General features: G+C 70.8%; 24 protein-coding genes and 1 tRNA gene. 3 read left to right on the top strand and 22 right to left on the bottom strand.

The genetic code is table 11. The annotated features are described in order from the left end of the window. Nucleotides 1-108 precede the first annotated feature (108 nt). From ACIPK4_RS05110 to ACIPK4_RS05015, 20 genes are all read right to left on the bottom strand, one after another. A complete protein-coding gene (locus ACIPK4_RS05110; protein ID WP_402309374.1) occupies nucleotides 109-924 on the bottom strand; it encodes a F0F1 ATP synthase subunit delta in 816 nt (271 codons plus the stop codon). Continuing rightward, nucleotides 921-1,460, bottom strand: coding sequence for a F0F1 ATP synthase subunit B (locus ACIPK4_RS05105; protein ID WP_030295274.1), 540 nt, complete (start codon nucleotides 1,458-1,460; stop codon nucleotides 921-923). The genes ACIPK4_RS05110 and ACIPK4_RS05105 overlap by 4 nt, the downstream gene beginning before the upstream one ends. A 41-nt stretch (nucleotides 1,461-1,501) precedes the next feature. Further along, the gene (locus ACIPK4_RS05100) at nucleotides 1,502-1,738 is read right to left on the bottom strand and encodes an ATP synthase subunit C (RefSeq protein WP_030153776.1); all 237 of its coding nucleotides are present in this window, start codon (nucleotides 1,736-1,738) and stop codon (nucleotides 1,502-1,504) included. Nucleotides 1,739-1,813: 75 nt separating this feature from the next. Further along, a complete protein-coding gene (gene atpB / locus ACIPK4_RS05095; RefSeq protein WP_376192400.1) occupies nucleotides 1,814-2,638 on the bottom strand; it encodes a F0F1 ATP synthase subunit A in 825 nt (274 codons plus the stop codon). A gap of 225 nt (nucleotides 2,639-2,863) precedes the next feature. After that, nucleotides 2,864-3,301 (bottom strand): hypothetical protein, encoded by a 438-nt coding sequence (locus tag ACIPK4_RS05090; RefSeq protein WP_402309372.1) that lies wholly within the window; start codon nucleotides 3,299-3,301, stop codon nucleotides 2,864-2,866. A 299-nt stretch (nucleotides 3,302-3,600) separates the two neighbouring features. Continuing rightward, nucleotides 3,601-4,923, bottom strand: coding sequence for an MraY family glycosyltransferase (locus ACIPK4_RS05085; protein WP_054224698.1), 1,323 nt, complete (start codon nucleotides 4,921-4,923; stop codon nucleotides 3,601-3,603). 116 nt (nucleotides 4,924-5,039) lie between these two features. Continuing rightward, entirely contained in the window at nucleotides 5,040-6,269 is a 1,230-nt protein-coding gene (gene glyA / locus ACIPK4_RS05080) for a serine hydroxymethyltransferase (RefSeq protein ID WP_402309371.1), read from the bottom strand. A gap of 94 nt (nucleotides 6,270-6,363) precedes the next feature. Then, a complete protein-coding gene (locus ACIPK4_RS05075; protein WP_376192393.1) occupies nucleotides 6,364-7,020 on the bottom strand; it encodes a protein-tyrosine-phosphatase in 657 nt (218 codons plus the stop codon). Beyond that, the gene (locus ACIPK4_RS05070; RefSeq protein ID WP_054224695.1) at nucleotides 7,017-7,664 is read right to left on the bottom strand and encodes an L-threonylcarbamoyladenylate synthase; all 648 of its coding nucleotides are present in this window, start codon (nucleotides 7,662-7,664) and stop codon (nucleotides 7,017-7,019) included. The genes ACIPK4_RS05075 and ACIPK4_RS05070 overlap by 4 nt, the downstream gene beginning before the upstream one ends. 49 nt (nucleotides 7,665-7,713) lie before the next feature. Then, on the bottom strand, nucleotides 7,714-8,559 hold the full coding sequence (gene prmC / locus ACIPK4_RS05065) for a peptide chain release factor N(5)-glutamine methyltransferase (RefSeq protein WP_054224694.1): 846 nt from the start codon (nucleotides 8,557-8,559) through the stop codon (nucleotides 7,714-7,716). Nucleotides 8,560-8,627: 68 nt separating this feature from the next. Further along, nucleotides 8,628-9,707: a peptide chain release factor 1 gene (gene prfA / locus ACIPK4_RS05060; RefSeq protein ID WP_054224693.1), complete on the bottom strand. Its 1,080-nt coding sequence runs from the start codon at nucleotides 9,705-9,707 to the stop codon at nucleotides 8,628-8,630. Between the two features lie 111 nt (nucleotides 9,708-9,818). Then, on the bottom strand, nucleotides 9,819-10,037 hold the full coding sequence (gene rpmE, locus ACIPK4_RS05055; RefSeq protein ID WP_030153765.1) for a 50S ribosomal protein L31: 219 nt from the start codon (nucleotides 10,035-10,037) through the stop codon (nucleotides 9,819-9,821). Between the two features lie 211 nt (nucleotides 10,038-10,248). Beyond that, nucleotides 10,249-11,355, bottom strand: a complete 1,107-nt coding sequence (locus ACIPK4_RS05050; protein WP_402309369.1) for an LCP family protein — start codon at nucleotides 11,353-11,355, stop codon at nucleotides 10,249-10,251. A gap of 313 nt (nucleotides 11,356-11,668) precedes the next feature. Beyond that, the gene (rho, locus tag ACIPK4_RS05045) at nucleotides 11,669-13,771 is read right to left on the bottom strand and encodes a transcription termination factor Rho (protein ID WP_402309368.1); all 2,103 of its coding nucleotides are present in this window, start codon (nucleotides 13,769-13,771) and stop codon (nucleotides 11,669-11,671) included. 434 nt (nucleotides 13,772-14,205) lie between these two features. Beyond that, entirely contained in the window at nucleotides 14,206-15,132 is a 927-nt protein-coding gene (gene thrB, locus ACIPK4_RS05040; RefSeq protein ID WP_402309366.1) for a homoserine kinase, read from the bottom strand. A 355-nt stretch (nucleotides 15,133-15,487) separates the two neighbouring features. After that, on the bottom strand, nucleotides 15,488-16,558 hold the full coding sequence (thrC, locus tag ACIPK4_RS05035; RefSeq protein ID WP_365922300.1) for a threonine synthase: 1,071 nt from the start codon (nucleotides 16,556-16,558) through the stop codon (nucleotides 15,488-15,490). A 6-nt stretch (nucleotides 16,559-16,564) separates the two neighbouring features. Then, on the bottom strand, nucleotides 16,565-17,869 hold the full coding sequence (locus ACIPK4_RS05030; protein WP_376198835.1) for a homoserine dehydrogenase: 1,305 nt from the start codon (nucleotides 17,867-17,869) through the stop codon (nucleotides 16,565-16,567). Nucleotides 17,870-18,056: 187 nt separating this feature from the next. Then, nucleotides 18,057-19,448, bottom strand: coding sequence for a diaminopimelate decarboxylase (lysA, locus tag ACIPK4_RS05025; protein WP_402309364.1), 1,392 nt, complete (start codon nucleotides 19,446-19,448; stop codon nucleotides 18,057-18,059). A gap of 19 nt (nucleotides 19,449-19,467) precedes the next feature. Further along, entirely contained in the window at nucleotides 19,468-20,409 is a 942-nt protein-coding gene (gene nrtL, locus ACIPK4_RS05020; protein ID WP_402309362.1) for an ArgS-related anticodon-binding protein NrtL, read from the bottom strand. 200 nt (nucleotides 20,410-20,609) lie between these two features. After that, on the bottom strand, nucleotides 20,610-21,035 hold the full coding sequence (locus ACIPK4_RS05015) for a response regulator (protein ID WP_402309361.1): 426 nt from the start codon (nucleotides 21,033-21,035) through the stop codon (nucleotides 20,610-20,612). A gap of 153 nt (nucleotides 21,036-21,188) precedes the next feature. Here ACIPK4_RS05015 and ACIPK4_RS05010 point away from each other — a divergent pair. After that, nucleotides 21,189-21,260: transfer RNA gene (locus tag ACIPK4_RS05010), tRNA-Arg, on the top strand. 345 nt (nucleotides 21,261-21,605) lie between these two features. On the opposite strand, the gene ACIPK4_RS05005 is transcribed toward ACIPK4_RS05010, so the two are convergent. Both ACIPK4_RS05005 and ACIPK4_RS05000 read right to left on the bottom strand, forming a co-directional pair. Further along, nucleotides 21,606-22,217 (bottom strand): hypothetical protein, encoded by a 612-nt coding sequence (locus ACIPK4_RS05005; RefSeq protein ID WP_402309359.1) that lies wholly within the window; start codon nucleotides 22,215-22,217, stop codon nucleotides 21,606-21,608. A gap of 4 nt (nucleotides 22,218-22,221) precedes the next feature. Then, a complete protein-coding gene (locus ACIPK4_RS05000) occupies nucleotides 22,222-22,605 on the bottom strand; it encodes a hypothetical protein (RefSeq protein WP_402309357.1) in 384 nt (127 codons plus the stop codon). A 659-nt stretch (nucleotides 22,606-23,264) separates the two neighbouring features. On the opposite strand from ACIPK4_RS05000, the gene ACIPK4_RS04995 reads away from it, so the two are divergent. Next, nucleotides 23,265-24,389 (top strand): acyl-CoA dehydrogenase family protein, encoded by a 1,125-nt coding sequence (locus tag ACIPK4_RS04995; RefSeq protein ID WP_402309355.1) that lies wholly within the window; start codon nucleotides 23,265-23,267, stop codon nucleotides 24,387-24,389. 102 nt (nucleotides 24,390-24,491) lie between these two features. Continuing rightward, nucleotides 24,492-25,478, top strand: a complete 987-nt coding sequence (locus tag ACIPK4_RS04990) for an aldo/keto reductase (protein WP_402309353.1) — start codon at nucleotides 24,492-24,494, stop codon at nucleotides 25,476-25,478. Nucleotides 25,479-25,515: the final 37 nt, after the last annotated feature.

Below are 25,515 nucleotides of genomic sequence, written 5' to 3'. Positions count from 1 at the left end.
TTGGGCCTGAAGCTTCTTAGGGGTCTGGGGGCGACCCCCAGGAATCTTCTGCAAGTTCTGCACGGCCCAACCGGGCCGCTAGGAATGCGTTGTTCTATTGGTGGCTGGTCAGCCGGCCATGCGGCGGGACGCCTCGGCGAGGCGGTCCGCGATGGTGCCGTCGATGACCTCGTCGCCGACCCGCACCGAGATCCCGCCGAGGACCGCGGGGTCCACGTCGAGGTTCAGGTGCATCTGGCGGCCGTACAGCTTGGCAAGCACCGCGCCGAGACGCTGCTTCTGCACGTCGCTGAGCGGAACCGCGCTGGTCACGGTGGCGACCATGCGGTCACGGCGCTCGGCGGCGAGCTTGGAGAGGGACTCCAGTCCCGCTTCCAGGCTACGTCCACGCGGGTGCGTGACGAGACGCGTGACCAGACGCTCGGTGACGGCGTTCGCCTTGCCGCCGAGCAGGCTGCGCAGCAGCGTGCTCTTGGCGGAGGCGGTGGCCGCCCGGTCGGTCAGCGCGGCCCGCAGCTCGGTGTTCGAGGCGACGATCCGGCCGAAGCGGAACAGCTCGTCCTCGACGTCGTCCAGCGCGCCGGCCTGCTGGGCCGCCGTGAGGTCGGCGGTGGCCGCCAGCTCCTCCAGCGAGTCCACCAGGTCGCGGGACTGCGACCAGCGGGACCGGGCCATGCCCGACACCAGGTCGAGGGTCTCCCCGCTGACCTGGGCGCCCAGCAGTCGACCCACCAGCTCGGCCTTGGCCTCGCCGGACTGCGCCGGGTCCGTGATGACCCGACGCAGCGAGACCTCACGGTCGAGCAGCGCGGTGACGGCTGCCAGCTCACCGGCGAGCTTCGCCGCGTCGACGGACGTGTTGTCCGTCAGCGCGTCGAGACGCTCGCGCGCGGAGGCCAGCGCCTCGCGGCTCGCTCCGTTCATCGGGCCGCCTCGGCCTTCTCCTCAAGCTCGCTGAGGAAGCGGTCGATCGTGCGGCTCTGCCGGGCGGCGTCCTCGAGGGACTCGCCGACGAGCTTTCCGGCCAGGTCGGTGGCGAGCTTGCCCACGTCCTGGCGCAGCGCCTGAGAGGCGGCCTTGCGGTCGGCCGCGATCTGGGCGTGGCCGGCAGCGATGATCTCCTCACGCTGCCGCTGGCCCTCTGCGCGCAGTTCTTCCTTCAGCGCAGTGCCCTGCTCCAGCGCTTCCTGGCGCAGGCGCGCGGCCTCGTGCCGGGCTTCGGCGAGCTGGGCCTTGTACTGCTCCAGCACGCTCTGGGCCTCGGTCTGAGCGGCCTCAGCCTTCTCGATACCGCCCTCGATCTGCTCGCGGCGCTCGTCCAGAACCTTGTTGATGTTCGGGAGGAGCTTCTTCGCGAGGAAACCGAAGACGATGACGAAGGCGATCAGACCGATGACGAGCTCGGGGATCGGCGGGACGAGCGGGTTTTCCGTCTCGGCCGCGAGAACCAGGAGGTTCACATCAGTGCCTTTCGTCTAATCGGACTAGTGGTCGCGGTTCGTCAGCTGTAGACGAACGGCATGACCAGACCGATGAGGGCGAGCGCCTCACAGAAGGCGAAGCCGAGGATCTGGTTGGCGCGGATCAGACCGGCAGCCTCGGGCTGACGGGCGAGAGCCTGCGTGCCGTTACCGAAGATGATGCCGACGCCGACACCCGGGCCGATGGCCGCGAGACCGTAACCAACGGAGCTGAGGGAGCCGGTGACGCCATCGGCGGCAGCGAGGATCTGGGACATGCCAGTTCTTCCTTCTCTTTCACGGACCGGTGGGGGTTGGCCACCGGACGACAGGGGGTTTGGGGAGGGCCGGACTCAGTGGTGCTCGGCGAGCGCGCCCTGGATGAAGCTGCAGGCCAGGAGGACGAAGACGTAGGCCTGGACAGCCTGGATGAAGAGCTCGAAGGCCGTCATCACGATGACCATGACGAACGAGACGCCCGCGTAGGCGATCCCGATCCCGTTCAGCAGGTACCAGCTGGCGATGGTGAACAGCAGCAGCAGGGTGTGACCGGCGAACATGTTCGCGAACAGTCGGACTGCGTGGGTGAACGGGCGCACCAGGACGTTCGAGAAGAACTCGATGACCATGACGAGGGGCAGGACGCCGCCGAGCGACTTGTCGTAGCCGGTCAGGTTCTTGAGTCCGCCGACGAAGCCGTGACGCTTGAACGTCACCGACATCCAGATGAAGTAGACGATCGCCGCGAGGGCCGCCGGGTACGCGATGATCGCGGTCACCGGGAACTGCGCCACGGGGACGATCGACCAGACGTTGAGGACCCAGACGAAGAAGAACAGCGACACCATGAAGGGGACGTACTTCTCGCCCTCCTTCTTGCCCAGCGTCTCGTACACGATGCCGCGGCGCACGAAGTCGTAGCCGGCCTCGGCGACCATCTGGAGCTTGCCCGGTACGACCTTCGGCTTCCGGAACGCTGCCCAGAAGAAGCCGACGATGATCAGCGAGCCCAGCAGAGCCAGCAGCATCGGCTTGTTGAAGTACACACTGGTGGTGCCGGGCTCGCCCCACAGCGGCTCGAAGAGGAACGAGTGCAGGCCCGGACCGGGGAAGCCACATCCGTCGAAGATGTGACAGTCGGTCTCGAAAGCGAGCACCTGCGTCAGGTCAGCACTCACCGCGGGCTCCTTCAGCGTGGCGCATAGGTACGGCAACCTCGTTGTGTCGGCGCGGCGCACAGCCGCTGTTCGGCACTGGACTGGTGTTACGGGTGTGGGGGCGGCGATCAGGCATCGAGCCTCGCGATGGAACAGGCGTCAGCTCAGATGCCCGCGCCCGCAATGCCGCAGTTGGAACCGGACGATAGCAGCATCTCGAACGCTCGCTTATCCCGGCCCTACCCCTCACGACTTCGGCCCCGGATTTTCGGGCTTGTCGCCCTTGGTCGAGTCCGGTTCGACGTACAGGATCTTGGCCTTCATGTGAGCACGCGTCTGAGCGCCGATCCACACCAGGGTGGTGGCGACGAGCGTGATCGCGAATGCACGGGGGTTGAACAGCGTCGTGTTCTTGAACACGGCGAGAAAGACGAAGAGCAGCAGGATCTGGGCCGTGTAGAGCATCAGCCCCATGGCCTGGAACAAGTGCGGCAGCGATTTCGCGGTGCGTTGCAGAACGACGAATCCGATGCCCATGAACAGCATCACCAGCAGCGTGGCGATGACGGCCCCGAGAGCCCCCTTGCCGCCTGCGACCACGGCGCTGATGACGGCGGCGAGAGCGCCGGCGACAGCTGTGGGTACAGCGGCGTGCAGAAGGGATCGGACGTCATCAGACCGCATGGCGGGTTGCTCCGCGTGGTGGTGGGGGCACGGACTCGTACGGGACTCGTACTACGGGGACTCGTACGGGACGAGCGTAAGCCCGGTCCGAGAGCGAGCCTCGGGCCGATGGACCGTCGCACTACGGTCCTTCGGCTCTGTCGCCGGGTTTAGTGAACGGTATCACAAACTATTTGATGAGAGCTTTACCTGGTGGGTGTGCCGACTGTCACACATGAGAGTGAACCCGCCCGTGTGTGCGCGACAGCCCGTCGTTGTGTGTGCTAAAGGCACGCCATGTCCGACATGCACCGCGGCCGTCAGCGCGTCGACTCGGCCTTACGCCGGTCGGGGAAGCGCGAACGGGGGCCTACGGCGGTCGCTCCGTTGACGCCCGAGACACCGACCCTGATCGGTCCGGCGGGCTCCGGCTCGCGGCCCGAGGCGTCCAGGGCGGCCGCCTCGGCGGCGCGCTCGGCGTGCCGGTAGCGCGGCGGGACCAGACCCTCGGCCCAGCGCGGGGCGCGCGGGGTGAAGCGCGGCAGGAGCAGCAGGACCAGCCCCACCGCGCTCAGGGCGACGATGGCGAGCACGATCCACATCGAGGCGGAGTGCACCGAGTACGCCACCGCGCCGAACGCGATCAGGCCCGACCAGAAGTACATGATCAGGACCGCGCGGCTGTGCGAATGCCCGAGTTCCAGCAGCCGGTGGTGCAGGTGCCCCCGGTCGGCCGCGAAGGGCGACTGGCCCTTCCAGGTGCGCCGCACGATGGCCAGGATCAGGTCCGCCATCGGGATCGCAATGATCGTCAGCGGGAGCAGAAGCGGAATGAAGACCGGCAGCATTGCGTGCGTCGCATTCCGCTCACCGCCGGCGAACAGCGCCATGGTGTCCGGGTCCACCTGCCCGGTGATGGAAATCGCGGAGGCGGCGAGCACCAGGCCGATGAGCATCGATCCGGAATCGCCCATGAAGATCCGCGCCGGATGCATGTTGTGCGGCAGGAAACCGAGGCACATGCCCATCAGGATCGCGGCGAACAGGGTCGCCGGCGCCGCGGCCTCGATGCCGTAGCCGAACCAGATCCGGTACGAGTAGAGGAAGAACGCCGTGGCGGCGATGCAGACCATGCCGGCGGCCAGGCCGTCGAGCCCGTCCACGAAGTTCACCGCGTTGATGGTGATCACGACCAGGGCCACGGTGAGGAGGTTGCCCTGCCACTGGGTCAATGCGACCGTCCCGATGCCCGGGACGGGGATCCACAGCATGGTCAGGCCCTGCATGACCATCACACCGGCGGCGATCATCTGCGCACCGAGCTTGATCAGGGCGTCGATCTCGAACTTGTCGTCGAGCACGCCGATCAGCCAGATCAGGGCGGCTCCGGAGAGCAGCGCCCGCGGTTCGTTCGACAGCTCGAAGACGCCGTTGAGGTTGCGCAGGTGGTCGGCGACCAGCAGTCCCGCGCACAGTCCGCCGAACATGGCGATGCCGCCGAGCCGCGGGGTGGGCTCGCGGTGCACGTCGCGGGCGCGGATCTCCGGCATGGCACCGGCCGCGATCGCGAACTTCCGCACGGGCCCGGTGAGCAGATAGGTCACCGCGACCGTGACGCAAAGCGTCAGCAGATATTCACGCACGGGCTGCCCCAGATGTATCGCCGGCCATCTCAGCCCCACACATTAGCTGCGATGTACCCCTCACCGAGGACGCGAGGGGGCGCTACCCCGGTTGCGGTACGCCCTGTTTGTCCTGATTACTCACCGTACGGGGGAAATCCGCGCGTCAGCTCGGCCACTTCTGCGCGGATACCCGTCCTCGCCCCGCGCAGTACCGCGGTGAACAGCTCGGCGATCCGGGCCATCTCGGGCTCCCGCATGCCCTGGGTCGTTACGGCGGCCGTGCCGAGCCGGATCCCGCGCTGGTCCCCGTACGGGAGGGCGCAGGTGTCCAGCACGATGCCGGCGGCGGCGAGGCGGCCACGGGCCGCCGGGCCGTCGATGCCGAGCGGGGCCGGGTCGGCGGTGATCAGGTGGGTGTCGGTGCCGCCCGTCGTGACCGCGAAACCGTGGGCCTCCAGCTCACCGGCCAGCGCCCGCGCATTGGCCACCACCCGATGGGTGTACGTGGTGAACGCCGGTGCCGCGGCCTCGCCGAAGGCCACCGCCTTGGCGGCGATGGTGTGCATCTGCGCGCCGCCCTGGGTGAAGGGGAACACCGCCCGGTCGATCCGCTCGGCGAACTCGGAGCCGCACAGCACCATCCCGCCGCGCGGGCCGCGCAGCACCTTGTGGGTCGTCGCACAGACGATGTCGGCGTACGGGACGGGGCTGGGCGCCGCCCCGCCGGCGACGAGCCCGATGGGATGCGCGGCGTCCGCGATGAGGTACGCCCCGACCTCGTCGGCGATCTCCCGGAACACCGAGTACTCGGGATGCCGCGGGTACGAGATCGACCCGCAGACGATCGCCTTGGGCCGGTGCATCCGTGCCAGCTCCTGCACCTGCCGGTAGTCGATCAGGCCGCTCTCGGCGTCGACCCCGTACCCGACGAAGTCGAACCACCGCCCGGAGAAGTTGGCGGGCGAGCCGTGCGTGAGGTGCCCCCCGTACGGGAGCCCCATCGCCAGCACGGTGTCCCCGGGCCGCAGCAGCGCGGCGTACGCGGCCAGTACGGCGGCGGAACCGGAATGCGGCTGCACGTTGGCGTGCTCGACGCCGAAGAGCGCCCGGGCCCGCTCGGCGGCCAGCCCCTCGGCGAGGTCGGCGTACTCGCAGCCGCCGTGGTAGCGCGCACCGGGGTAGCCCTCGGCGTACTTGTTGGCCAGTGCCGAGCCGAGCGCCGCGAGCACGGCGGGCGAGGTGAAGTTCTCGGCGGCGATCAGCTGCAGTGTCGTGGCCTGACGCTGCGCCTCGCCCGCGAGCACGTCGGCCATCTGCGGATCCTGCTGCCGCAGCAGGTCCGGCGGCGGGGTGATGACGCTCATGGCGTGACTCCAGTGGGCTGTCCCGGTACTCGCCACTGTAGGCCCGCCCCCCGGATCCCGCCCGCCGGTCCCTCCCGACGGGGTGCGGGTCGCGTCAACGGGAAGCGGTGACGCCCGTCAGGGCCGTGACGACCGGGTCCAGCGCCTGGTTGATCTCGTCGCCGATGGAGCGGAAGAAGGTGATCGGCGCCCCGTACGGGTCGTAGACCTCGTCCGCGTCGGGAGAGGGGGCCAGCAGCCAGCCGCGCAGTGCCGCCGCGGCCCGCACCAAAGCCCGCGCCCGCTCGGCCACCCCGCCGTCCAGCGGCGGCAAAGTGGCCGGATCTATGGCTCGGACCAGTCGGGTGAACTCCTTCAGCGTGAAGGTCCGCAGGCCCGCCGAGTGCCCCATCGAGATGACCTGGGCCCGGTGGTCGCGGGTGGCCGTCAGGACCAGGTCCGCCCGTATGACGTGCTCGTCGAGCAGCTCCCGGCCGGTGAACCCGGAGGCGTCCGCGCCGAAGTCCGCGAGCACGGCCGCCGCGTTCGCCTCCATCGGCGCACCCTCGTGGCCCCAGGTCCCCGCGCTCTCCACGATGAGGTCGCCGGCCGGAATGCCGCCGAGCCGGTGCACCAGCGCATGCCGGGTCAGCCGCTCGGTGATCGGCGAGCGGCAGACGTTGCCGGTGCTGACGTGGAGGATGCGGAACGTGTCCCCTCCGGCGTCCGCCGGGGAGTGCCCGCTTGCTATGCCACGCCCCTCAGGGCTCACGGAGCCACCTCAAGGTCGGGTACGACCTCCCGCAGCTGCTCCGCGGTCAGCGCCCCCTCGCGCAGCAGGACGGGAACCTTCCCGGTGACGTCGACGATCGACGACGGCAACGTGCTCGGGGTCGGCCCGCCGTCCAGGTACACGGACACCGAGTCGCCGAGCATCTCGCGGGCCGCGTCGCAGTCCTCCGGCGCCGGGTGCCCGGTCAGGTTGGCCGAGGACACGGCCATCGGCCCGACCTCGGTGAGCAGCTCGATCGCGACGGGGTGCAGGGGCATGCGGACGGCCACGGTCCCGCGGGTCTCCCCCAGGTCCCACGCCAGCGAGGGCTGGTGCTTGGCGACGAGGGTCAGGCCGCCCGGCCAGAAGGCGTCGACGAGTTCCCAGGCCTGCTCGGAGAAGTCCGTGACGAGGCCGTGGAGGGTGTTCGGGGAGCCGATGAGCACCGGGGTCGGCATGTTGCGGCCGCGCCCCTTGGCGGCGAGCAGGTCGCCGACGGCCTCCGCGCTGAAGGCGTCCGCACCGATCCCGTAGAGCGTGTCGGTGGGCAGCACGACGAGTTCGCCGCGGCGCACGGCGGATGCGGCTTCACGCAGGCCCGTCTTGCGGTCCGTCGCGTCGTTGCAGTCGTATCGCCGGGCCATCAGCGTGACTCCTCGTGCAGCAGGGGGGTGGAGGGGTGGGTCGCGCCCGTCACGGCAGAGCCTTGCGGGCCGTGGCGAAGCGCGGGCGGTTGTTGAGGTCGGGGTGGTCGGCGGCGTCGGCCCAGCCCCGCTCCTCGGCGAAGATCCACGGGACCTGGCCGCCCTGGGTGTCGGCGTGTTCGATGACGACGATGCCGCCGGGCCGCAGCAGCCGGTGCGCGGTGCGCTCGATGCCGCGGATGGTGTCGAGGCCGTCCTCGCCGGAGAACAGGGCCATCTCGGGGTCGTGGTCGCGGGCCTCGGGGGCGACGTACTCCCACTCGGTGAGCGGGATGTACGGCGGGTTCGAGATCACCAGGTCGACCTGGCCGTCCAGCTCGGGCAGGGCGCTCAGCGCGTCGCCCTGGTGGACGGTGACCCGGGAGCCCTCGGCGTTCTTCCGGGTCCACCGCAGGGCCTCCTCGGACAGCTCGACCGCGTGCACGCGCGAGCGCGGCACCTCCTGCGCCATGGCCAGCGCGATGGCGCCGGAGCCCGTGCACAGGTCCACGATCAGCGGCTCGACGACGTCCATCGCCCGGACGGCGTGTATGGCCCAGTCCACGACCGATTCGGTCTCGGGACGGGGCACGAACACCCCGGGTCCGACCTGGAGCTCCAGGTACCGGAAGAAGGCGCGGCCGGTGATGTGCTGGAGCGGCTCGCGCGCCTCGCGGCGGGCGACGGCCTCCCAGTAGCGGGCGTCGAAGTCCGCGTCCTTGACGTGGTGCAGTTCCCCCCGCTTGACGCCGTGCACGAAGGCCGCGAGCTCCTCCGCGTCGAAGCGCGGTGAGGGCACGCCGGCGGCGGCCAGCCGCTGGGTGGCCTGGGCCACCTCGGCAAGCAGCAAGTTCACGCTGGTCCTCCGGGCTGCTGTCGTACGGGGGGTCGAGCAGGGGTCGTACAGGTGCTGCGGGGCGCGCGTCAGGTCGCGGACGCGAGCTTGGCGGCCGAGTCCGCGTCGACGCAGGCCTGGATCATCGGATCGAGGTCGCCGTCGAGCACCTGGTCCAAGTTGTACGCCTTGAAACCGGTCCGGTGGTCCGAGATGCGGTTTTCCGGGAAGTTGTACGTACGGATCTTCTCGGAGCGGTCCACGGAGCGCACCTGGCTGCGGCGCACGTCGGAGGCCTCCTGCTCGGCGGCCTCCTGGGCCGCGGCCAGCAGGCGCGACCGGAGGATGCGCATCGCCTGCTCCTTGTTCTGGAGCTGACTCTTCTCGTTCTGGCAGGAGGCGACCACACCGGTCGGGATGTGCGTGATGCGCACGGCCGAGTCGGTGGTGTTGACGGACTGGCCGCCGGGGCCCGACGAGCGGTACACGTCGATGCGCAGGTCGTTCGGGTTGATCTCGACCTCGACCTCCTCGGCCTCCGGGGTGACGAGCACGCCCGCGGCGGAGGTGTGGATGCGGCCCTGGGACTCGGTGGCCGGAACGCGCTGCACGCGGTGCACGCCGCCCTCGTACTTCAGGCGGGCCCAGACGCCCTGACCGGGCTCGGTGGCACCGTTGCCGCCCTTGGTGCGGACGGAGACCTGGACGTCCTTGTAGCCGCCGAGCTCGGACTCGGTGGCGTCGATGATCTCGGTCTTCCAGCCCACGCGCTCGGCGTAGCGCAGGTACATGCGCAGCAGGTCCCCGGCGAACAGGGCCGACTCGTCGCCGCCCGCGCCCGCCTTGACCTCCAGGAGCACGTCCTTGTCGTCGCTGGGGTCGCGCGGGACGAGCAGCAGGCGCAGCTTCTCGGTGAGCTCCTCGCGCTGCGCGGTGAGCTCCTTCACCTCCGCGGCGAAGTCCGGGTCGTCGGCCGCGAACTCCTTCGCCGTCTCGATGTCCTCGGCGGACTGCTTCCAGGCACGGAAGGTCGCGACGATCGGGGTCAGCTCCGCGTAGCGCTTGTTGAGCTTGCGCGCGTTGGCCTGATCCGAGTGGACCGAAGGGTCGGCGAGCTTCTTCTCAAGGTCGGCGTGCTCGCCGACCAGTTCCTCGACCGCCTCGAACATCGGGGGCTCCTGAAGTGAAAAGTGTGAAAAAGGGCTGCGGGACGACAAAGGCGCCGGTCCGGCTGCCCCCGTGTGGACAGGGTGCAGCCGGGGTCCGGCGCCGGTGGCTCGCTACTTCGAGCCGGCAGCCTTGCCGAAGCGGGCCTCGAAGCGGGCGACGCGGCCACCGGTGTCGAGGATCTTCTGCTTGCCCGTGTAGAACGGGTGGCACTCGGAGCAGACCTCGGCACGGATGGTGCCTTCGGTCAGGGTGCTACGGGTGGTGAACGACGCGCCACAGGTGCAGCTGACCTGGGTCTCGACGTACTCGGGGTGAACATCGCGCTTCAAGGTGTCTCCTAGATTCGGGAGGGCGCCGGGTCGCAGGAGCCGAATTGCGCACTGCGTGAACCGGGGCCGACAGACCAGTCTGCCAGGACCGGGCTGCCTGTCAAAATTCTGAGGACGCCTCCCTCAACGGGGCAGGAGCGGCATCTATTCCGCGTCCGTGCGGCACGCCCCTGAGCAGGCCTTTCACGGACGGCCTGGGCCGCCGGCCCGGCTACGGCTGCTGGACGATCGAGCCGGCCGTGCCCTTGTCGCCCATCGAGTCCTTGGTGGCCTCGGCGGGGACGGGCTGGTCGGCCAGGAGGGCGTCCCAGACCATCTTGCACTCCTTGGTCAGCGGGGCGACCCGGTCTGCGTCGCGGGCGTCCGGGCCCACGGGCAGGGTGATCATCTTCATGTCCTGGGCGTCGATGCCCTGGAGGCTCTGGGCGAAGCCCATCAGGGACTTCACGTCACCGAGCGACTTGTCGGTGGTGAGGGCCTTGGTGCCGGTGTCGGCGAGGTCGAGCAGCCGCTTGGGGTTGTCGAAGACGCCGATGCCCTTGACCTGCTTGATCAGGGCCTTCATGAACGCCTGCTGGAGCTGTATTCGGCCCAGGTCGGAGCCGTCGCCGACGCTCTTGCGGGTGCGTACGAGGCCCAGGGACTGCTCGCCGTTCAGCTTGTTGCGGCCGGCCGGGAGGTCGAGGTGGCTCGATCCGTCCTTGATCGGCTTGCTGGTGGTCAGCTCGACGCCGCCGAGGTTGTCGATGATCTTCTTGAAGCCCGTGAAGTCGACCTCGATGTAGTGGTCCATGCGGATCCCCGACATCTTCTCGACGGTCTTGACCGCGCAGGCGGCCCCGCCGATGGTGAACGACTCGTTGAACTGGGAGCGCGAGCTGCCGCGGTCGGTCTTGCCGTTGCCCAGCGTGCACGGCGGCCGGTTGACCATGGTGTCGCGCGGGATCGACACGACGGTGGCCTTCTTGTGGCCCTCGTACAGGTGGACGATCATCGCCGTGTCGGAGCGCGCCGAGCCGCCGTCGTCGCGGCCGTACTCGGAGTTGGCGCCGCCGCGGGAGTCGGAGCCGAGGACGAGGATGTCCATCGAGCCGTTGTCCACGTTCTGCGGGCGGTCGGTGCCGAGCGCCTGGTCGATGTCGACCGTCTTGAGGTTCCCGTTGAGGTGGAAGTAGAACCAGCCGAGGCCCGCCCCGCCCAGCAGGACCACGCCGGCGGCGCTCCACGCGGCGACGGCCAGGGCCTTGCGGCGCTTCGCGGGTTTCCGTCGGCGCCGGCCCGCGGCACGCCTGCCGCCGCCCCTGCTCTCGTCGCTCATGCTCTCCTCAGTCCTCAGTACGTTTCCGGCCGGGCCCCGGCCCGGTGGCCTCCCGCACCGCCCTCTGACACAGACGGCCGAACGGCCCCCAGGGTTCCACGGCCGGCGGGGCGCCCGGACCGGGCCGCCGCCGCTGCCCGGACGGGAGATGGGCGCCGTGACACGGCGCCCACCTGCGGTTTCCCCGGGGGACGCACGGCGCGCCCGGAAGGTTCACGAAAACGGCAACTGTGGTGAAGCTCGCACGCAAAACGCGTGACCGCCCCCGCCGCGGATGCGGCGGGGGCGGTCACGGTGATGCGCGGCGCGGACGTCAGTCGTCGTTCTTGCCCGACGGGGTCGTCTTGGCGATCTGCATCAGGAACTCGGCGTTCGACTTCGTCTGCTTCATCTTGTCGAGCAGCAGCTCGATGGCCTGCTGCGAGTCGAGCGCGTGCAGCACCCGGCGCAGCTTCCAGACGATGGCGAGCTCCTCGCTGTTGAGGAGGATCTCCTCCTTGCGGGTGCCCGACGGGTCGACGTCGACGGCCGGGAAGATGCGCTTGTCGGCGAGCTTCCGGTCGAGCTTGAGCTCCATGTTGCCGGTGCCCTTGAACTCCTCGAAGATCACCTCGTCCATGCGCGAGCCGGTGTCGACGAGCGCGGTGGCCAGGATGGTCAGCGAGCCGCCGTCCTCGATGTTGCGCGCGGCACCGAAGAAGCGCTTCGGCGGGTACAGCGCGGTCGAGTCGACACCACCGGACAGGATGCGGCCGGAGGCGGGCGCCGCGAGGTTGTACGCGCGGCCCAGACGGGTGATGGAGTCCAGCAGGACGACCACGTCGTGACCCAGCTCGACGAGGCGCTTGGCGCGCTCGATGGCCAGCTCGGCGACGGTGGTGTGGTCCTCGGCCGGGCGGTCGAAGGTCGAGGAGATGACCTCGCCCTTGACCGACCGCTGCATGTCGGTGACCTCTTCCGGACGCTCGTCGACCAGGACGACCATCAGGTGGCACTCGGGGTTGTTCGTGGTGATCGCGTTGGCGATCGCCTGCATGATCATGGTCTTGCCGGTCTTCGGCGGGGCCACGATCAGGCCGCGCTGGCCCTTTCCGATCGGCGACACGAGGTCGATGATGCGGGTCGTCAGCACGCCCGGGTCGGTCTCCAGGCGGAGCCGGTCCTGCGGGTACAGCGGGGTGAGCTTCTGGAACTCCGGGCGTCCGCGGCCGGATTCGGGCGCCATGCCGTTCACCGAGTCCAGACGCACGAGGGCGTTGAACTTCTCGCGGCGCTCGCCGTCCTTGGGCTGGCGCACCGCACCGGTGGTGTGGTCGCCCTTGCGCAGACCCGCCTTGCGGACCTGGGCGAGGGAGACGTACACGTCGTTCGGGCCGGGCAGGTAGCCCGAGGTCCGGATGAACGCGTAGTTGTCGAGGATGTCCAGGATGCCCGCGACGGGGATCAGGACGTCGTCGTCGGCGACCTGCGGCTCGTTCGGCGCGAACTCGTCGCGGCCGCGGCGGCCGCGGCGGTCGCGGTAACGGCCCCGGCGGCCACGGCGGCCGCCCTCGTCGTCGAAGTCGTCCTGCGGGCCGTTGTCCTGGCGGTCCTGGCGACCCTGCTGGCCCTGCTGCTGACGGTCCTGACGGCCGCCCTGCTGCTGGCGGTCCTGACGGCCGCCGCCCTGGCCGCCCTGCCCCTGGCCGCCCTGGCCCTGACCCTGGGCGCCCTGGCCCTGGTCGTCGGCCTTGGCACCCCGGTCACGGCGGTCACGGCGGCCCTCGCCGCGCTCGGCGCGGTCACCGCGGTCGCGGCGGTCACGACGGCCGCGGCCCTCGCCCTCCTGGGCGGGCGCGGAGACGGCGGTGGCGGCCTCGGCCTTGGTCTCGGCCGGAGCGGTCGCGGTGGCGGTCTCGGTCTTCGCCTCGACCTGCACGGCGGCGGGGGCCGCGGACTCCGGGCTGCCGGAGGGGGCCGTGGCCCGACGGCGCCGGCGCTCGCCGGCCGGGGCGTCGTCTGCCCCGCTCTCGACCGCGCTGGTGCGGGAGGGGCCGCCTGCCGGCTGGCCCGGGATCTCGATCTGCGCCTGCGCGGCCGGCTTCTCGGCGGGCGCCTCGGCGGCGGCCTCTCCCGTGCGGGCCTTGCTGGTGGCGCGGCGCTTCGGCTTGGCCTCGGCGGCGTCCGCGGCGGGAGCCGCGGCCTTGGGGGCGCTGCTGCCCGCCTGCGCCTCCTTGATGACCTCGATCAGCTGGCTCTTGCGCATCCGCGCGGTGCCCCTGATGCCGAGGCCCGACGCGACCTGCTGCAGCTCGGCCAGGACCATGCCGTCGAGGCCGGTACCGGAGCGGCGGCGCTTGGGCGCGGCTGCCGCGGCGGGGGCACTGGTGTCGACATTGGTGTCGGCAGCGCCCATCAGATCGGTGGTGTCGCTCACGAAGGGTCCTTCCCTGGAGCGGACGTCGGCCTGTCTGGCTCGGCGACCGGTTGTGCTGTCCGACGGCAGTCCATGACCTGACGGGTTACGGACCGCAGCCGGGGCGGTGGTCCGCCGATAGAAATACGGCGGAGAGAAACGTGCATGGGTGGTTCCGGCGAGAAGCCCCCGAGCTGGAAGCGTGGGAATGTCACGCCGATTCCGGAGCGTGCTCGAAACTGCTGGCAGCGATCAAAGCAGTCGGGGAGGCTCCCGGAAGAAAGGTGGTCCCGAATGGGGACACTGAGCACCGAGCCATGGCGGCTTCGGCTGCGCACTTGAGACTAACACTACCGGATCCAACAGATATTCCCCCTCTCAATCACCGGCAATCGCGCCTTCCGCGCGGGCGGCCTGCCCCGGCCGCCCGCCCCTGGCGGGTGTGCCCGTACGGCCTAGCCGCCCTGGGTGCCCAGCGGAAGCACGCTCGCGCCCGCGGCGTCGAGGGCGAGCCGGTTCGCCGCCCACCCTTCGCCCGCGAGCTGCGCGACCTTGTCGGCCGCGCCGTTGTCGACCAGCGTGAGGACCGTGGGGCCCGCGCCGGAGATGACCGCGGGGATGCCGTCCGCCCGCAGCCGGTTGACGAGTGCGACGCTCTCCGGCATCGCCGGGGACCGGTACTCCTGGTGGAGCCGGTCTTCGGTGGCCGGCAGCAACAACTCGGGACGCCTGGTCAGGGCTTCGACGAGCAGGGCCGCCCGGCCCGCGTTCACGGCCGCGTCCACGTGCGGGACGTTGCGCGGCAGCAGGCCGCGCGCGGTCTCGGTCAGGACCGGCTTGGACGGGACGAAGACCACCGGAACGATGGAATCGGCGGGCTCCATACGGATCGCCCTGGCGCTGCCGCCGTCCATCCACGCGAGGGTGAAGCCGCCGAGGAGACAGGCGGCGACGTTGTCGGGGTGGCCCTCGATCTCGGTGGCCAGTTCGAGCAGCGCCGCGTCGTCGAGCTTCGCCTCGCCGCCTATGGTCACGGCGCGGGCGGCGACGATGCCGGCGCAGATGGCGGCGGAGGAGGACCCGAGGCCGCGGCCGTGCGGGATGCGGTTGGCGCAGACGACCTCGAGGCCGCGCGGCTGCCCGCCCAGCAGGTCGAAGGCGGTGCGCATGGACCGTACGAGCAGGTGGCTCTCGTCCCGCGGGAGGGTGTCGGCACCCTCGCCCGCGATGTCGATGTTCAGCCCCGAGTCGGCCACCCGGACGACGACGTCGTCGTAGAGCCCCAGGGCCAGACCGAGGGCGTCGAAGCCCGGGCCGAGGTTGGCGCTGCTGGCGGGGACGCGCACCCGTACGGCGGCGGCGCGGAAGGCTGGACCGGCCATCGTCCGATGACACTCCTTGTGACTGTGCGAGACGAGATCTTCGCTGGCTCGCTGTGAATGTACTGGAGAACGTACGACACCCGAAGGCCCTCTGGGCAGCACCACGGTCATATGCGCGGTGGCGGATGTAAGTACAGCCTATCGAAGGAAGGTTCTCTCGCGACATAGGGCGCACAGGAGGCGCACGATGCGTGTCGGTGTCTTCCGCTGGGTTCCGCTGAATGCCCTTGCTTTTTGTGCCGTACGACCTGAGTTGCCGGGTTCCGCAGGCGCTGCGGAGCCCGGCAACCCAGGGGTGCTGCTTCCAGGGCCGGCGCCCGGGGCCGGGGCCCCGGGGCCGACGGCCCGGAGGGGGTCAGACCAGGCCGAGCCGGACGGCCGCGGCCTCCGCGTCCACCGGGACGGTGACCGGCTGCGGAGCGCCGGCGACCGCCCAGTCGGGGTCCTTGAGGCCGTTGCCCGTGACGGTGCACACGATCTTCTGGCCCGGGTCGACCAGGCCCAACTCGGCGGCCTTGAGCAGACCGGCCACCGACGCCGCCGAGGCGGGCTCGACGAAGACGCCCTCCTGTGCGGCCAACAGGCGGTAGGCGGCCAGGATCTGGCGGTCCGTCACCTCGTCGATGAAGCCGCCCGACTCGTCGCGCGCGGCGAGCGCGTAGTCCCAGGAGGCCGGGTTGCCGATGCGGATCGCGGTGGCGATGGTGTGCGGCTCCTTGACGACCTCGCCGCGCACGATCGGCGCGGAGCCGGAGGCCTGGAAACCCCACACGCGGGGCGTACGGGAGGCCAGACCGTCGGCCTTGTACTCCTTGAAGCCCTTCCAGTACGCGGTGATGTTGCCGGCGTTGCCGACGGGCAGCACGTGGATGTCGGGAGCGTCGCCCAGCGCGTCGACGATCTCGAACGCGGCCGTCTTCTGGCCCTCGATGCGCACCGGGTTGACGGAATTGACCAGCGCGACCGGGTAGTTGTCGGACAGCGCGCGGGCGAGGTCGAGGCAGTCGTCGAAGTTGCCGTCCACCTGGAGGATCTTGGCGCCGTGCACGAGGGCCTGGCCCATCTTGCCGAGCGCGATCTTGCCGCGGGGCACGAGGACGGCCGAGACCATCCCGGCGCGCACCGCGTACGCGGCGGCCGACGCCGAGGTGTTGCCCGTGGAGGCGCAGATGACGGCCTTGGCGCCGTCCTCCTTGGCCTTGGTGATCGCCATGGTCATGCCGCGGTCCTTGAAGGACCCCGTGGGGTTCGCGCCCTCGACCTTGAGGTGGACCTCGCAGCCGGTGCGCTCGGAGAGCACCTGCGCGGGGACGAGGGGAGTGCCGCCCTCGCGGAGCGTGACCACGGGAGTGGCGTCCGTGACCGGCAGGCGGTCCCGGTACTCCTCGATGATGCCGCGCCACTGGTGGGTGCGATTGCTGCTCATGGGTCCTTACTCCCCTTCAACACGCATGATGCTGGCGACACCGCGCACGGTGTCCAGCTTCCGCAGCGCCTCGACGGTCCCGGACAGGGCGGCGTCGGGTGCGCGGTGGGTGACGACGACGAGGGAGGCTTCGTTGCCCACCCCGTCCGGACGTCCTTGCTGACGTACGGTATCGATCGAGACACCGTGCTCCGCGAACGTCGTCGCCACCTGGGCGAGCACGCCCGGCTTGTCGGCCACATCGAGGCTGATGTGGTACCGCGTGACGACGTCGCCCATGGGGCTGACCGGCAGCTGGGTGTACGCCGACTCACCGGGCCCCGTTGCCTCGGCGAGCTTGTTGCGGCATACGGCGACGAGGTCGCCCAGGACCGCCGACGCGGTCGGCGAACCGCCCGCGCCGGGACCGTAGAACATGAGCCGCCCGGCGGCCTCCGCCTCGACGAAGACGGCGTTGTACGCCTCGCGGACGGAGGCGAGCGGGTGGCTGAGCGGGATCATCGCCGGGTGCACGCGGGCGGTGACGGACTCCCCGTCGGCGGCGCGCTCCAGGATCGCGAGGAGCTTGATGGTGCAGCCCATGCGCTTGGCGGAGGCGAAGTCCGCGGCGCTGACCTCGGTCATGCCCTCGCGGTACACGTCGTCGAGGCGCACCCGGGTGTGGAACGCGATGCCGGCCAGGATCGCGGCCTTGGCTGCGGCGTCGTAGCCCTCGACGTCGGCGGTCGGGTCGGCCTCGGCGTACCCGAGGGCGGTGGCCTCGTCGAGGGCCTCCTGGTACCCGGCGCCGGTGGAGTCCATCTTGTCGAGGATGAAGTTCGTCGTTCCGTTGACGATGCCCATCACGCGGTTGATCTTGTCGCCGGCGAGGGACTCGCGCATCGGGCGGACCAGCGGGATGGCGCCGGCGACGGCGGCCTCGTAGTACAGGTCCAGCCCGTGCTGCTCGGCCGCGGCGTGCAGGGCCGCGCCGTCCTGCGCGAGCAGCGCCTTGTTCGCGGAGACGACGGAGATGCCGTGCTCGAAGGCGGTGGTGATGAGGGTGCGGGCGGGCTCGATGCCGCCGATGACCTCGATGGCCACGTCGATGTCGCCGCGTTTGAGGAGGGCGGTCGCATCGGTGGTGACCAGGGCCGGGTCGATGCCCTCGCGCACCTTGGAGGGGCGGCGCACGGCCACGCCGGCGAGCTCGACGGGCGCGCCGATCCTGGCCGTCAGGTCATCGGCGTGCGTCGTCATGATGCGCGCCACCTCTGAGCCGACCACTCCACAGCCCAGCAGCGCCACCTTCAGCGGACGCGTACGCATCATTCGACCTACGCCTTTCGATCTTCCATCACCGCCCGGCGCGCGGTATTGCGCGCCAGGGTCTCAACCAGTCTCACTCAATGGACAGCACTTTCCATCCCCGGTCCATTGAGTGAGACACGCGTGGGCACCCGGTCACCCGGCGACATCCATTTTGGGGGTCCGGGGGCTTTCCGCAGAAATATGTGGATCATCCCAGGTCGAGGCGCAGGAGATCTTCTTCCGTTTCGCGCCGCACGATCACACGGGCCTGACCGTCGCGCACGGCCACGACGGGCGGGCGCAGCGCGTGGTTGTAGTTGCTGGCCATGGAGCGGCAGTACGCCCCGGTCGCGGGTACGGCCAGGAGGTCCCCGGGGGCCAGGTCGGCCGGCAGGAAGGCGTCCTTCACCACGATGTCGCCGCTCTCGCAGTGCTTGCCGACGACGCGGACGAGCATGGGCTCGGCGTCGGAGACGCGGGAGACGAGGGTGACCGCGTACTCGGCGTCGTAGAGGGCGGTGCGGATGTTGTCGGACATGCCGCCGTCGACGGAGACGTACGTGCGCAGCCCTTCGAGGGGCTTGATCGTCCCGACCTCGTAGAGCGTGAAGGCGGTGGGCCCGACGATGGCCCGGCCCGGCTCGACGGAGATCCGGGGCGCGCGCAGTCCGGCGGACTCGCACTCCCGGGCGACGATCTCGTGCAGGGCCTTGGCGATCTCGTGGGGCTCGCGCGGGTCGTCGGAGGAGGTGTACGCGATGCCGAGGCCGCCGCCGAGGTCGATCTCGGGCAGCTCGACGCCGTGCTCGTCGCGTACGGCGGCCAGCAGCTGCACCACCCGCCTGGCGGACACCTCGAAGCCGGCCATGTCGAAGATCTGCGAGCCGATGTGGGAGTGGACGCCGAGCAGCTCGAGGCTGTCGTGCCCGAGGGCGCGGCGTACGGCCTCGGCGGCCGAGCCGTCGGCGACGGCGATGCCGAACTTCTGGTCCTCGTGCGCGGTGGCGATGAACTCGTGGGTGTGCGCCTCGACGCCCACGGTCACCCGGATCTGCACGGGCTGGCGTACACCCAGCTCGCGGGCGATGTGCGCGACGCGGGCGATCTCCTGGAAGGAGTCGAGCACGATCCGCCCCACGCCGGCGGTGACGGCGCGGCGGATCTCGCCCTCCGACTTGTTGTTCCCGTGGAAGGCGATCCGCTCGGCGGGCATCCCGGCGGCGAGGGCGGTGGCCAGCTCGCCGCCGGAGCACACGTCGAGGTTGAGGCCCTCTTCCCTGAGCCACTTCACGACGGCCTTGGAGAGGAAGGCCTTCCCGGCGTAGAACACGTCCGCGTCGGGCCCGAAAGCGAGCGCCCAGGCCCGGCAGCGCGCCCGGAAGTCCTCTTCGTCCATGAAGTAGGCGGGCGTCCCGAACTCCTCGGCCAGGGCGGTGACGGCGATGCCTCCGACGGTGGCCACCCCGTCGGCGTTCCGGCGTACGGTCCGGGACCAGACCTTCTCGTCGAGCTCGTTGAGGTCGGCGGGCGGCGGGGAGTAGTGCCCCTCGGGCAGGACATCGGCGTGACGGGGCCCGGCGGGGTGCGCGGAACGGCTCATCGGTATCTCTCTTCGCAGATCACAGGCAGTCGGGTGCGGCTATGCCGAGCAGGTCCAGGCCGCCGGCCAGCACCGTCCCGGCGGCTTCGGCAAGTGCCAGCCGGGCGCGGTGGGCGGCCGAGGGTTTCTCGTCGCCCTTGGGCAGGACGCGGTAGTGGAAGGCGAGCAGCTCGTCGGCGGCGCGGACGAGGTAGCGGACGACCTGCTCCGGCGCCCGGTGGTGCGCGGCGGACTCCAGGACGAGGGGGTAGTCGGCGAGGACCTGCGCGAGCGGGCCGCCGTCCGGGACCTCGCCGGGCTCGCTCCCGAACCCCAGCCGGGCGGCGTTGCGTACGAGCGCGCGGCTCCTGGCGTGGGCGTAGCGCACCCGGAAGAACTCGTTGGACTCGTCCTGCACGAGCAGGCGGCCGGAGAACGCGGGGCTCTCGTGCGGTGCCACGCAGAGCATGGCCCAGCGGGCGGCGTCGTTCCCGTACAGACGGACGACGTCGCCGTCGCGCCTGGCGACGGGGGCGGTGTCCGGGACGGGTTCGCCGATGCTCATGCCCTGACCGGCCCGGATGCGCAGCACGGCCTCGGCGACGACGAGCGCACGCGGCCCCAGGTCACCGTCGCCGGACCCGTACGCCGTCCCCCGTTCCCGCACCTCGCGTACGACGCTCTCGACGGAAACGGGGTCCATCACGAAGTTGAGGAACCCGGGACCGGTCACCTCGACCCGCTCGACCCCGGGGACGGAGCCCAGCCGGCGGGCCAGTACCGCGGCGACGTCGCGGGGCGGGAGTCCGACGCTCTTGGCGACGTGGAAGGCCGCCGGAGTGGCGTAGTCGCCCACTCCCCCGGGCCGGGTCCGCTCAACGACGACCCGCGCGGGCACGCCCGCCCCGGCGGGCAGCTCCCCGTCCTCGACGGCGCAGCGCACGGCGCGCACGACGGTACGGGAGAGGTCGGCGGGGGTCACGGGACCAGCCTAGGGGAGAAGCCCACCCATCCCGCGAACGGTTTCGCCATATGAACAGCGGCCGCCGCCACCCCCGCCCGCGGCCGGCGGGGGAACCGCCGCTACCCCCTTCCGCGCCCGGCGGGGGTGCCGCCCTTCCACTCGTGGCCCGGCCGGGGCGCCGCCGCTACCCCCGCCCGCGGCCGGCCGGGGCGCCGCCGCTACCCCCGCCCGCGCCCGGCGGGGGTGCCGCCCTTCCACTCGCGCCGGTCCTTGCGCTCGACGAGCCGGCGTACGACCTGCACGAGCTCGGCGGGCTCGAAGGGCTTGGCGAGGAACGCCTCGACCCCGGCCTCGATCCCGGCCTCCACCTCGTGCTGCGTGCAGGCGCTGACGATGGCGACGGGCACGTGCCGCGTCCGCGGATCGGCGCGCAGCTGCGCGACGGTCCCGAACCCGTCCAGGCGGGGCATGACCACATCAAGGGTGATCACGTCGGGCCGCACGCGGTGCACGACGTCCAGGCATTCGGCACCATCGTTCGCGGTCACTACCTCGAAGCCCTCCAGCTCGAGATTGACCTTGATCAGCTGCCGGATGACCTTGTTGTCGTCGACAACAAGCACCCGGCCCGAGGCGCCTGGCACAACTCGAGAGTAGGTCCGCCTAAGCCCCCGCGTCCGGGTTTTTGCCACTTCCACCCCCTCCGAGCGACCCGGTTCCCCCGGCCCCGCAATCCGTTCCTGATCACCACCCGGAAGCTGGTAGTGTTCAACCCGTCGCCGCAACGCGAACGACACGCCCCCGTAGCTCAGGGGATAGAGCAACGGCCTCCGGAGCCGTGTGCGCAGGTTCGAATCCTGCCGGGGGCACTCCAGCTAGACAGTGTGTAAGTGTCGCTGACCAGCTGAAGTGCCAAGCATGAAGACCTGGACCCAGTCCCACTGAGTCCAGGTCTTTGTCGTTGTTACCCCGTGGTCGCGATAGAGCTGCGATCGCTTGGGGCAGCGTCCTGCTGCGCCAGACCCTCCGGTACCGGGTACCGCTGGTAGCCCACGGGCCGCTCGCGTCCCGTGGCCGTCCGCCGCCCGTGTCCTCCAGGCCCGCCTTCCTCCCCGTTCGCCCCTCACCACGCGCTGCCGTCTGCTGCGGCCAGCCTGTAGACGTATAAGGAACCGTCAGCGCGGCTGGTCCGGCCGGGGCGTGCGATGACAAGGTCATGCCGGTGGCTTGTCGATGGGGGCGTCGCTGCCGGCCCAGAGGTAGATGCGGGTGGTACCGGGCTGGAACTCGTGTGCGTAGATGTCCGTGCAGAACTGGACTGCCTGCCCCTCGGGCGTCTTGGTGTCACCACGGCAGAGGCCGCCGATGCGCATGCCATCGACGAATGTCTCTGGCTCGGGCAGGCCCAGGTGGCTGAAGCCGTCACTGCGGGTGTACCCCGGCGCCTTGGGATGGGTGTTGCGGACCAATTGCGTGCCCTCCGGCTGCAGCGGCTTGAGGAATCGGTCCGCCTCCCTAGTCGTCACGGTGAAGGCGAGCAGCGCGACATCGTACTGAGCGTTGGTGTGGAGCCCGGCTCGCCGGTCAGTGGCCGTCTCCGGTAGCTGGAAGCCCATCGTCTTCGCCATCCACTCGGGCGTGGCGTTCTGCTCCCAGCAGCACTTCTTCGCGTCTTCGGAGGGGTAACGCATTCCCCACGCGAGCATCAGGACCGCGCCCAGGACGGCGAGAGCGCACAAGCCCGAGAACACCCAGGCGGCGGCGAGGCGCCGCCCCCTGGGCCACTTCCGCTTCCCGGGCGCAGGGGGAGCCGCTGAACCGCTCATCGGTCTATCTCCCCGCCGCCGTCTCGAGCGTGGCGCCCCGGGTCACTTCGCTCCCCGGCCCGTCCGGGATCGTCGTCGTCGTTCGTGTGGGCTGCTTGGAGTAGTCGAGGTGGTTGGAGATGTGCGCGTACATCTGCAGCACCGTTTTGACCTGCGCGTCCCAGGTGGAGAGGGTCGCCCACAGCTCCGACCCCATGGCCAGGTTCTTGGCGGAGCACTCGGCCGCGGCCCGGCTGGTCGCCCCTGCGCCGGCAATGTCCGACTTCTTGCGCAGGTCGCCGTGGATGACGAACGCCTCGTGCCCGACCGCCCCCAAGTCGTCCTGGGTGACGACCAGGTCGAACGACGGACCGCCCGCCGTGGCGGTGCTGTGTTTGCGGCTGCCCATTCCTCGTCGAAGGTCACCGAAGCCCTCCCCCAGGTGTACGAATCGGAAGGATCACCCTAACAACGCACGCGTGAAGGGTCGTTGAGTGTGGCAGACCCACTCGGGCGGCGACGGTCTTGCCGACCGGGACCCTGCTGCGGACCTCCCATCGGGCCACGACCCGCCAGGAGGAGGAGCAGCAGCAGACCGCGTCCGACCTCGGTGAGCGGCGGGGGCGCCGCGATCACGCCGGCGTCCGGCGGCCGGCGCTCGCCCCTGGTGTCGGAGACTCTGTCGGGAGCGCGTCCCCGCCGAGCGTGAGCGCTGGTGAGCAGTCCCGGCCCGTTACCCGGCCGTGGGTGACGGCATTGGCGGTGAGCTCGGTGACGACCAGCGCGGCGGCTTCGGAGAGGTTGGTCGGCCTCGTGGAGCTGATCCGTCTGACCGCCCTGGGCACCTGGGCGGTACGCGATCGGCTGTTCGGGGGCCTCGGGCACCGGGTTTCCGTCGAGGCGCAGAGGAGGGGTTCGTCCGTCGGTGAGATCGGAGCATCGCTTGCGCGGCCTCGCGCTGGCTCTCCGGGCGCATCGGGGCGCCGGCCGCTCGAGGGGGGGACGAGTGGGGGTCTACCGGGGTGTGTCATGGTCCGGTCCGCTTATCGGCGTTGACGAGGAGGCGGGATGGTTACGGGGACCGGGCTCGTGGAGCGGGCGGCGGCGTTGGCCCAGCTGGGGCGGCGGCGGGCGCGTGATGCGGAGGAGCAGCGGCGGCTGACTCCCGATGTGGTGGCGCGGATGCTGGAGGCGGGGTTCGCGCGGCACTTCGTGCCGGCCGCGCAGGGCGGTGTGGAGGGTACGTTCGCGGAGTTCGGCGCGGCGGTCGCCGCCGTCGCCGAGGGCTGCGCGGCCACCGCGTGGTGTGCTTCTGTCGCGTCGAGCCTGGCCCGGGTGGCCGCCTGTCTGCCGGCGGACGGGCGCGCGCAGGTGTGGGCCGAGGGGCCCGACGCGTTCGTCGTGGGCTCGCTCTCCCCGCTCGGCAAGGCCACCCCGGCGCCGGGCGGCTGGCGCGTGTCCGGTTCCTGGGCGTACATCAGCGGCGTCGACTACTCCGACTGGGCCGTGGTGTGCGCGATGCTGCCCGGCGACGGGGGTGCGCGGCTGTTCGCGCTGCCGCGCGCCGAGTACGCGATCAAGGACACCTGGACCGGGTCCGGGATGCGCGGGACCGGGAGCAATACGGTCATCGTCGACGACGTGTTCGTGCCCGAGGCGCGCAGCATCAGCCGGCAGTCCCTCTTCGAGGGCCGGCCGGCGGATTCGTCGGCGGCCTGCCACACCGTGCCGGTCCAGGCCGTCAACGGGCTGTCGTGCGCGCCCGCCGCCCTCGGTGCCGCGCGCGGCGCGCTCGGACTGTGGACCGCCGACACCGCGCAGCGGCTGGCGCGGGGCGCCGGCCGGCCGGGGGTTCCCGGCCCTGCCCGGAGCACCTACGAGGCGGTCCTGACCCGCAGCGCCGGTGAGATCGACGCCGCGATGCTGCTGCTGGAGCGGGCCGCGGCCGTCGCGGACCAGGGTGCGGGGATCACGGAGGAGGAGACGGCCCGCAACGTACGCGACTACGCGCTGGCCACCGAGCACCTCGTGAACGCCGTCAACCGGATGTTCGCCACCGCCGGGACCTCCGGGCACACCACGGAGAGCCCGCTGCAGCGCGCCTGGCGCGACGTCAACTCCATCGCGACGCACATCGCGCTGACGTTCGATCCGGCCGCGACGCTCTTCGCGTCCCGGTCGTTCACCCCCTGACCGGTCACGACCCGATCCAGACGAAATACTTCCGTTTGCCTTGGAGTGCACTCCAGCACCTAGCGTCGTGGGCAGACGGTCCCCAGCCCAGGAGGCAGCAGCATGACCAACGTCCCCACCCGGTACTTAGGCGAACTCGCGGTCTCCGCGCAGGGCCTGGGATGCATGGGCATGAGCCACGGGTACGGAGCCACGGACGACACGGAGTCGATCGCGACCCTGCACCGCGCCCTCGACCTCGGGGTGACCTTCCTGGACACCTCCGACTTCTACGGCAGCGGCCACAACGAGGAGCTGATCGGGCGGGCCGTCGCCGGGCGCCGCGACGAAGTCGTGATCGCCACGAAGTTCGGCTTCGCCAACCGTCTCGGCGACCCCACCCTGGTCCGCGGTGACGCCGCATACGTACGGGAGGCGTGCGAGGCGTCGCTGCGCCGCCTCGGGGTCGACCACATCGACCTCTACTACCAGCACCGCGTCGATCCGAAGGTGCCGATCGAGGAGACCGTCGGTGCGATGGCCGAGCTGGTGCAGGCCGGCAAGGTGCGCCACCTCGGCCTGTCGGAGGCCGGCGCGCAGACCATCCGGCGGGCGCACGCCGTGCACCCGATCGCCGCGCTGCAGAGCGAGTGGTCGCTGTGGTCGCGCGACGTGGAGGCGGAGGTCATCCCGGTGTGCCGCGAGCTCGGGGTCGGCGTCGTCCCGTACGCGCCGCTCGGGCGCGGCTTCCTGACCGGCCAGTACCGCTCGGTCGAGGGGCTGGCGGAGACCGACGTACGGCGGGGTCACCCGCGTTTCGCCGACGGCAACCGCGAGCGGAACCTGGCGATCGTCGCGAAGCTGGACGAACTGGCGGCGGCGAAGGGGGTCAAGGCCGGTCAGCTCGCACTGGCCTGGGTGCAGCACCGGGGTGACCACGTGGTGCCGATCCCCGGCACCCGGCGCCAGAGCTATCTCGAGGAGAACCTCGCGGCCTTGGCCGTCGAGCTGTCCCCCGGGGACCTCGCCGCGATCGAGGCCGCCGCTCCGCCGGAGCAGATCGCCGGCACCCGTTACGACGCGACCGGCCTCACCTTCGTGAACGGCTGAGCCGTCACCCGCGCCTCCTCATCGGCGCCCCGTCACC

The sequence above is a fragment of the Streptomyces sp. NPDC086989 genome (genome assembly GCF_044745505.1).
In the GTDB taxonomy this organism is placed as follows: Bacteria; Actinomycetota; Actinomycetes; order Streptomycetales; family Streptomycetaceae; genus Streptomyces.
This window is presented reverse-complemented; position numbering and strand designations above follow the sequence as displayed.

Bases quoted from the DNA above. Each gene is read 5' to 3' on its own strand.
- ACIPK4_RS05110 (WP_402309374.1), bottom strand. From the start codon at position 924: ATGAACGGAGCGAGCCGCGAGGCGCTGGCCTCCGCGCGCGAGCGTCTC.
- ACIPK4_RS05100 (WP_030153776.1), bottom strand. From the start codon at position 1,738: ATGTCCCAGATCCTCGCTGCCGCCGATGGCGTCACCGGCTCCCTCAGC.
- ACIPK4_RS05090 (WP_402309372.1), bottom strand. From the start codon at position 3,301: ATGCGGTCTGATGACGTCCGATCCCTTCTGCACGCCGCTGTACCCACA.
- glyA (WP_402309371.1), bottom strand. From the start codon at position 6,269: ATGAGCGTCATCACCCCGCCGCCGGACCTGCTGCGGCAGCAGGATCCG.
- ACIPK4_RS05070 (WP_054224695.1), bottom strand. From the start codon at position 7,664: ATGGCCCGGCGATACGACTGCAACGACGCGACGGACCGCAAGACGGGC.
- prfA (WP_054224693.1), bottom strand. From the start codon at position 9,707: ATGTTCGAGGCGGTCGAGGAACTGGTCGGCGAGCACGCCGACCTTGAG.
- ACIPK4_RS05050 (WP_402309369.1), bottom strand. From the start codon at position 11,355: ATGAGCGACGAGAGCAGGGGCGGCGGCAGGCGTGCCGCGGGCCGGCGC.
- thrB (WP_402309366.1), bottom strand. From the start codon at position 15,132: ATGGCCGGTCCAGCCTTCCGCGCCGCCGCCGTACGGGTGCGCGTCCCC.
- thrC (WP_365922300.1), bottom strand. From the start codon at position 16,558: ATGAGCAGCAATCGCACCCACCAGTGGCGCGGCATCATCGAGGAGTAC.
- ACIPK4_RS05030 (WP_376198835.1), bottom strand. From the start codon at position 17,869: ATGATGCGTACGCGTCCGCTGAAGGTGGCGCTGCTGGGCTGTGGAGTG.
- lysA (WP_402309364.1), bottom strand. From the start codon at position 19,448: ATGAGCCGTTCCGCGCACCCCGCCGGGCCCCGTCACGCCGATGTCCTG.
- ACIPK4_RS05005 (WP_402309359.1), bottom strand. From the start codon at position 22,217: ATGAGCGGTTCAGCGGCTCCCCCTGCGCCCGGGAAGCGGAAGTGGCCC.
- ACIPK4_RS05000 (WP_402309357.1), bottom strand. From the start codon at position 22,605: ATGGGCAGCCGCAAACACAGCACCGCCACGGCGGGCGGTCCGTCGTTC.
- ACIPK4_RS04995 (WP_402309355.1), top strand. From the start codon at position 23,265: ATGGTTACGGGGACCGGGCTCGTGGAGCGGGCGGCGGCGTTGGCCCAG.
- ACIPK4_RS04990 (WP_402309353.1), top strand. From the start codon at position 24,492: ATGACCAACGTCCCCACCCGGTACTTAGGCGAACTCGCGGTCTCCGCG.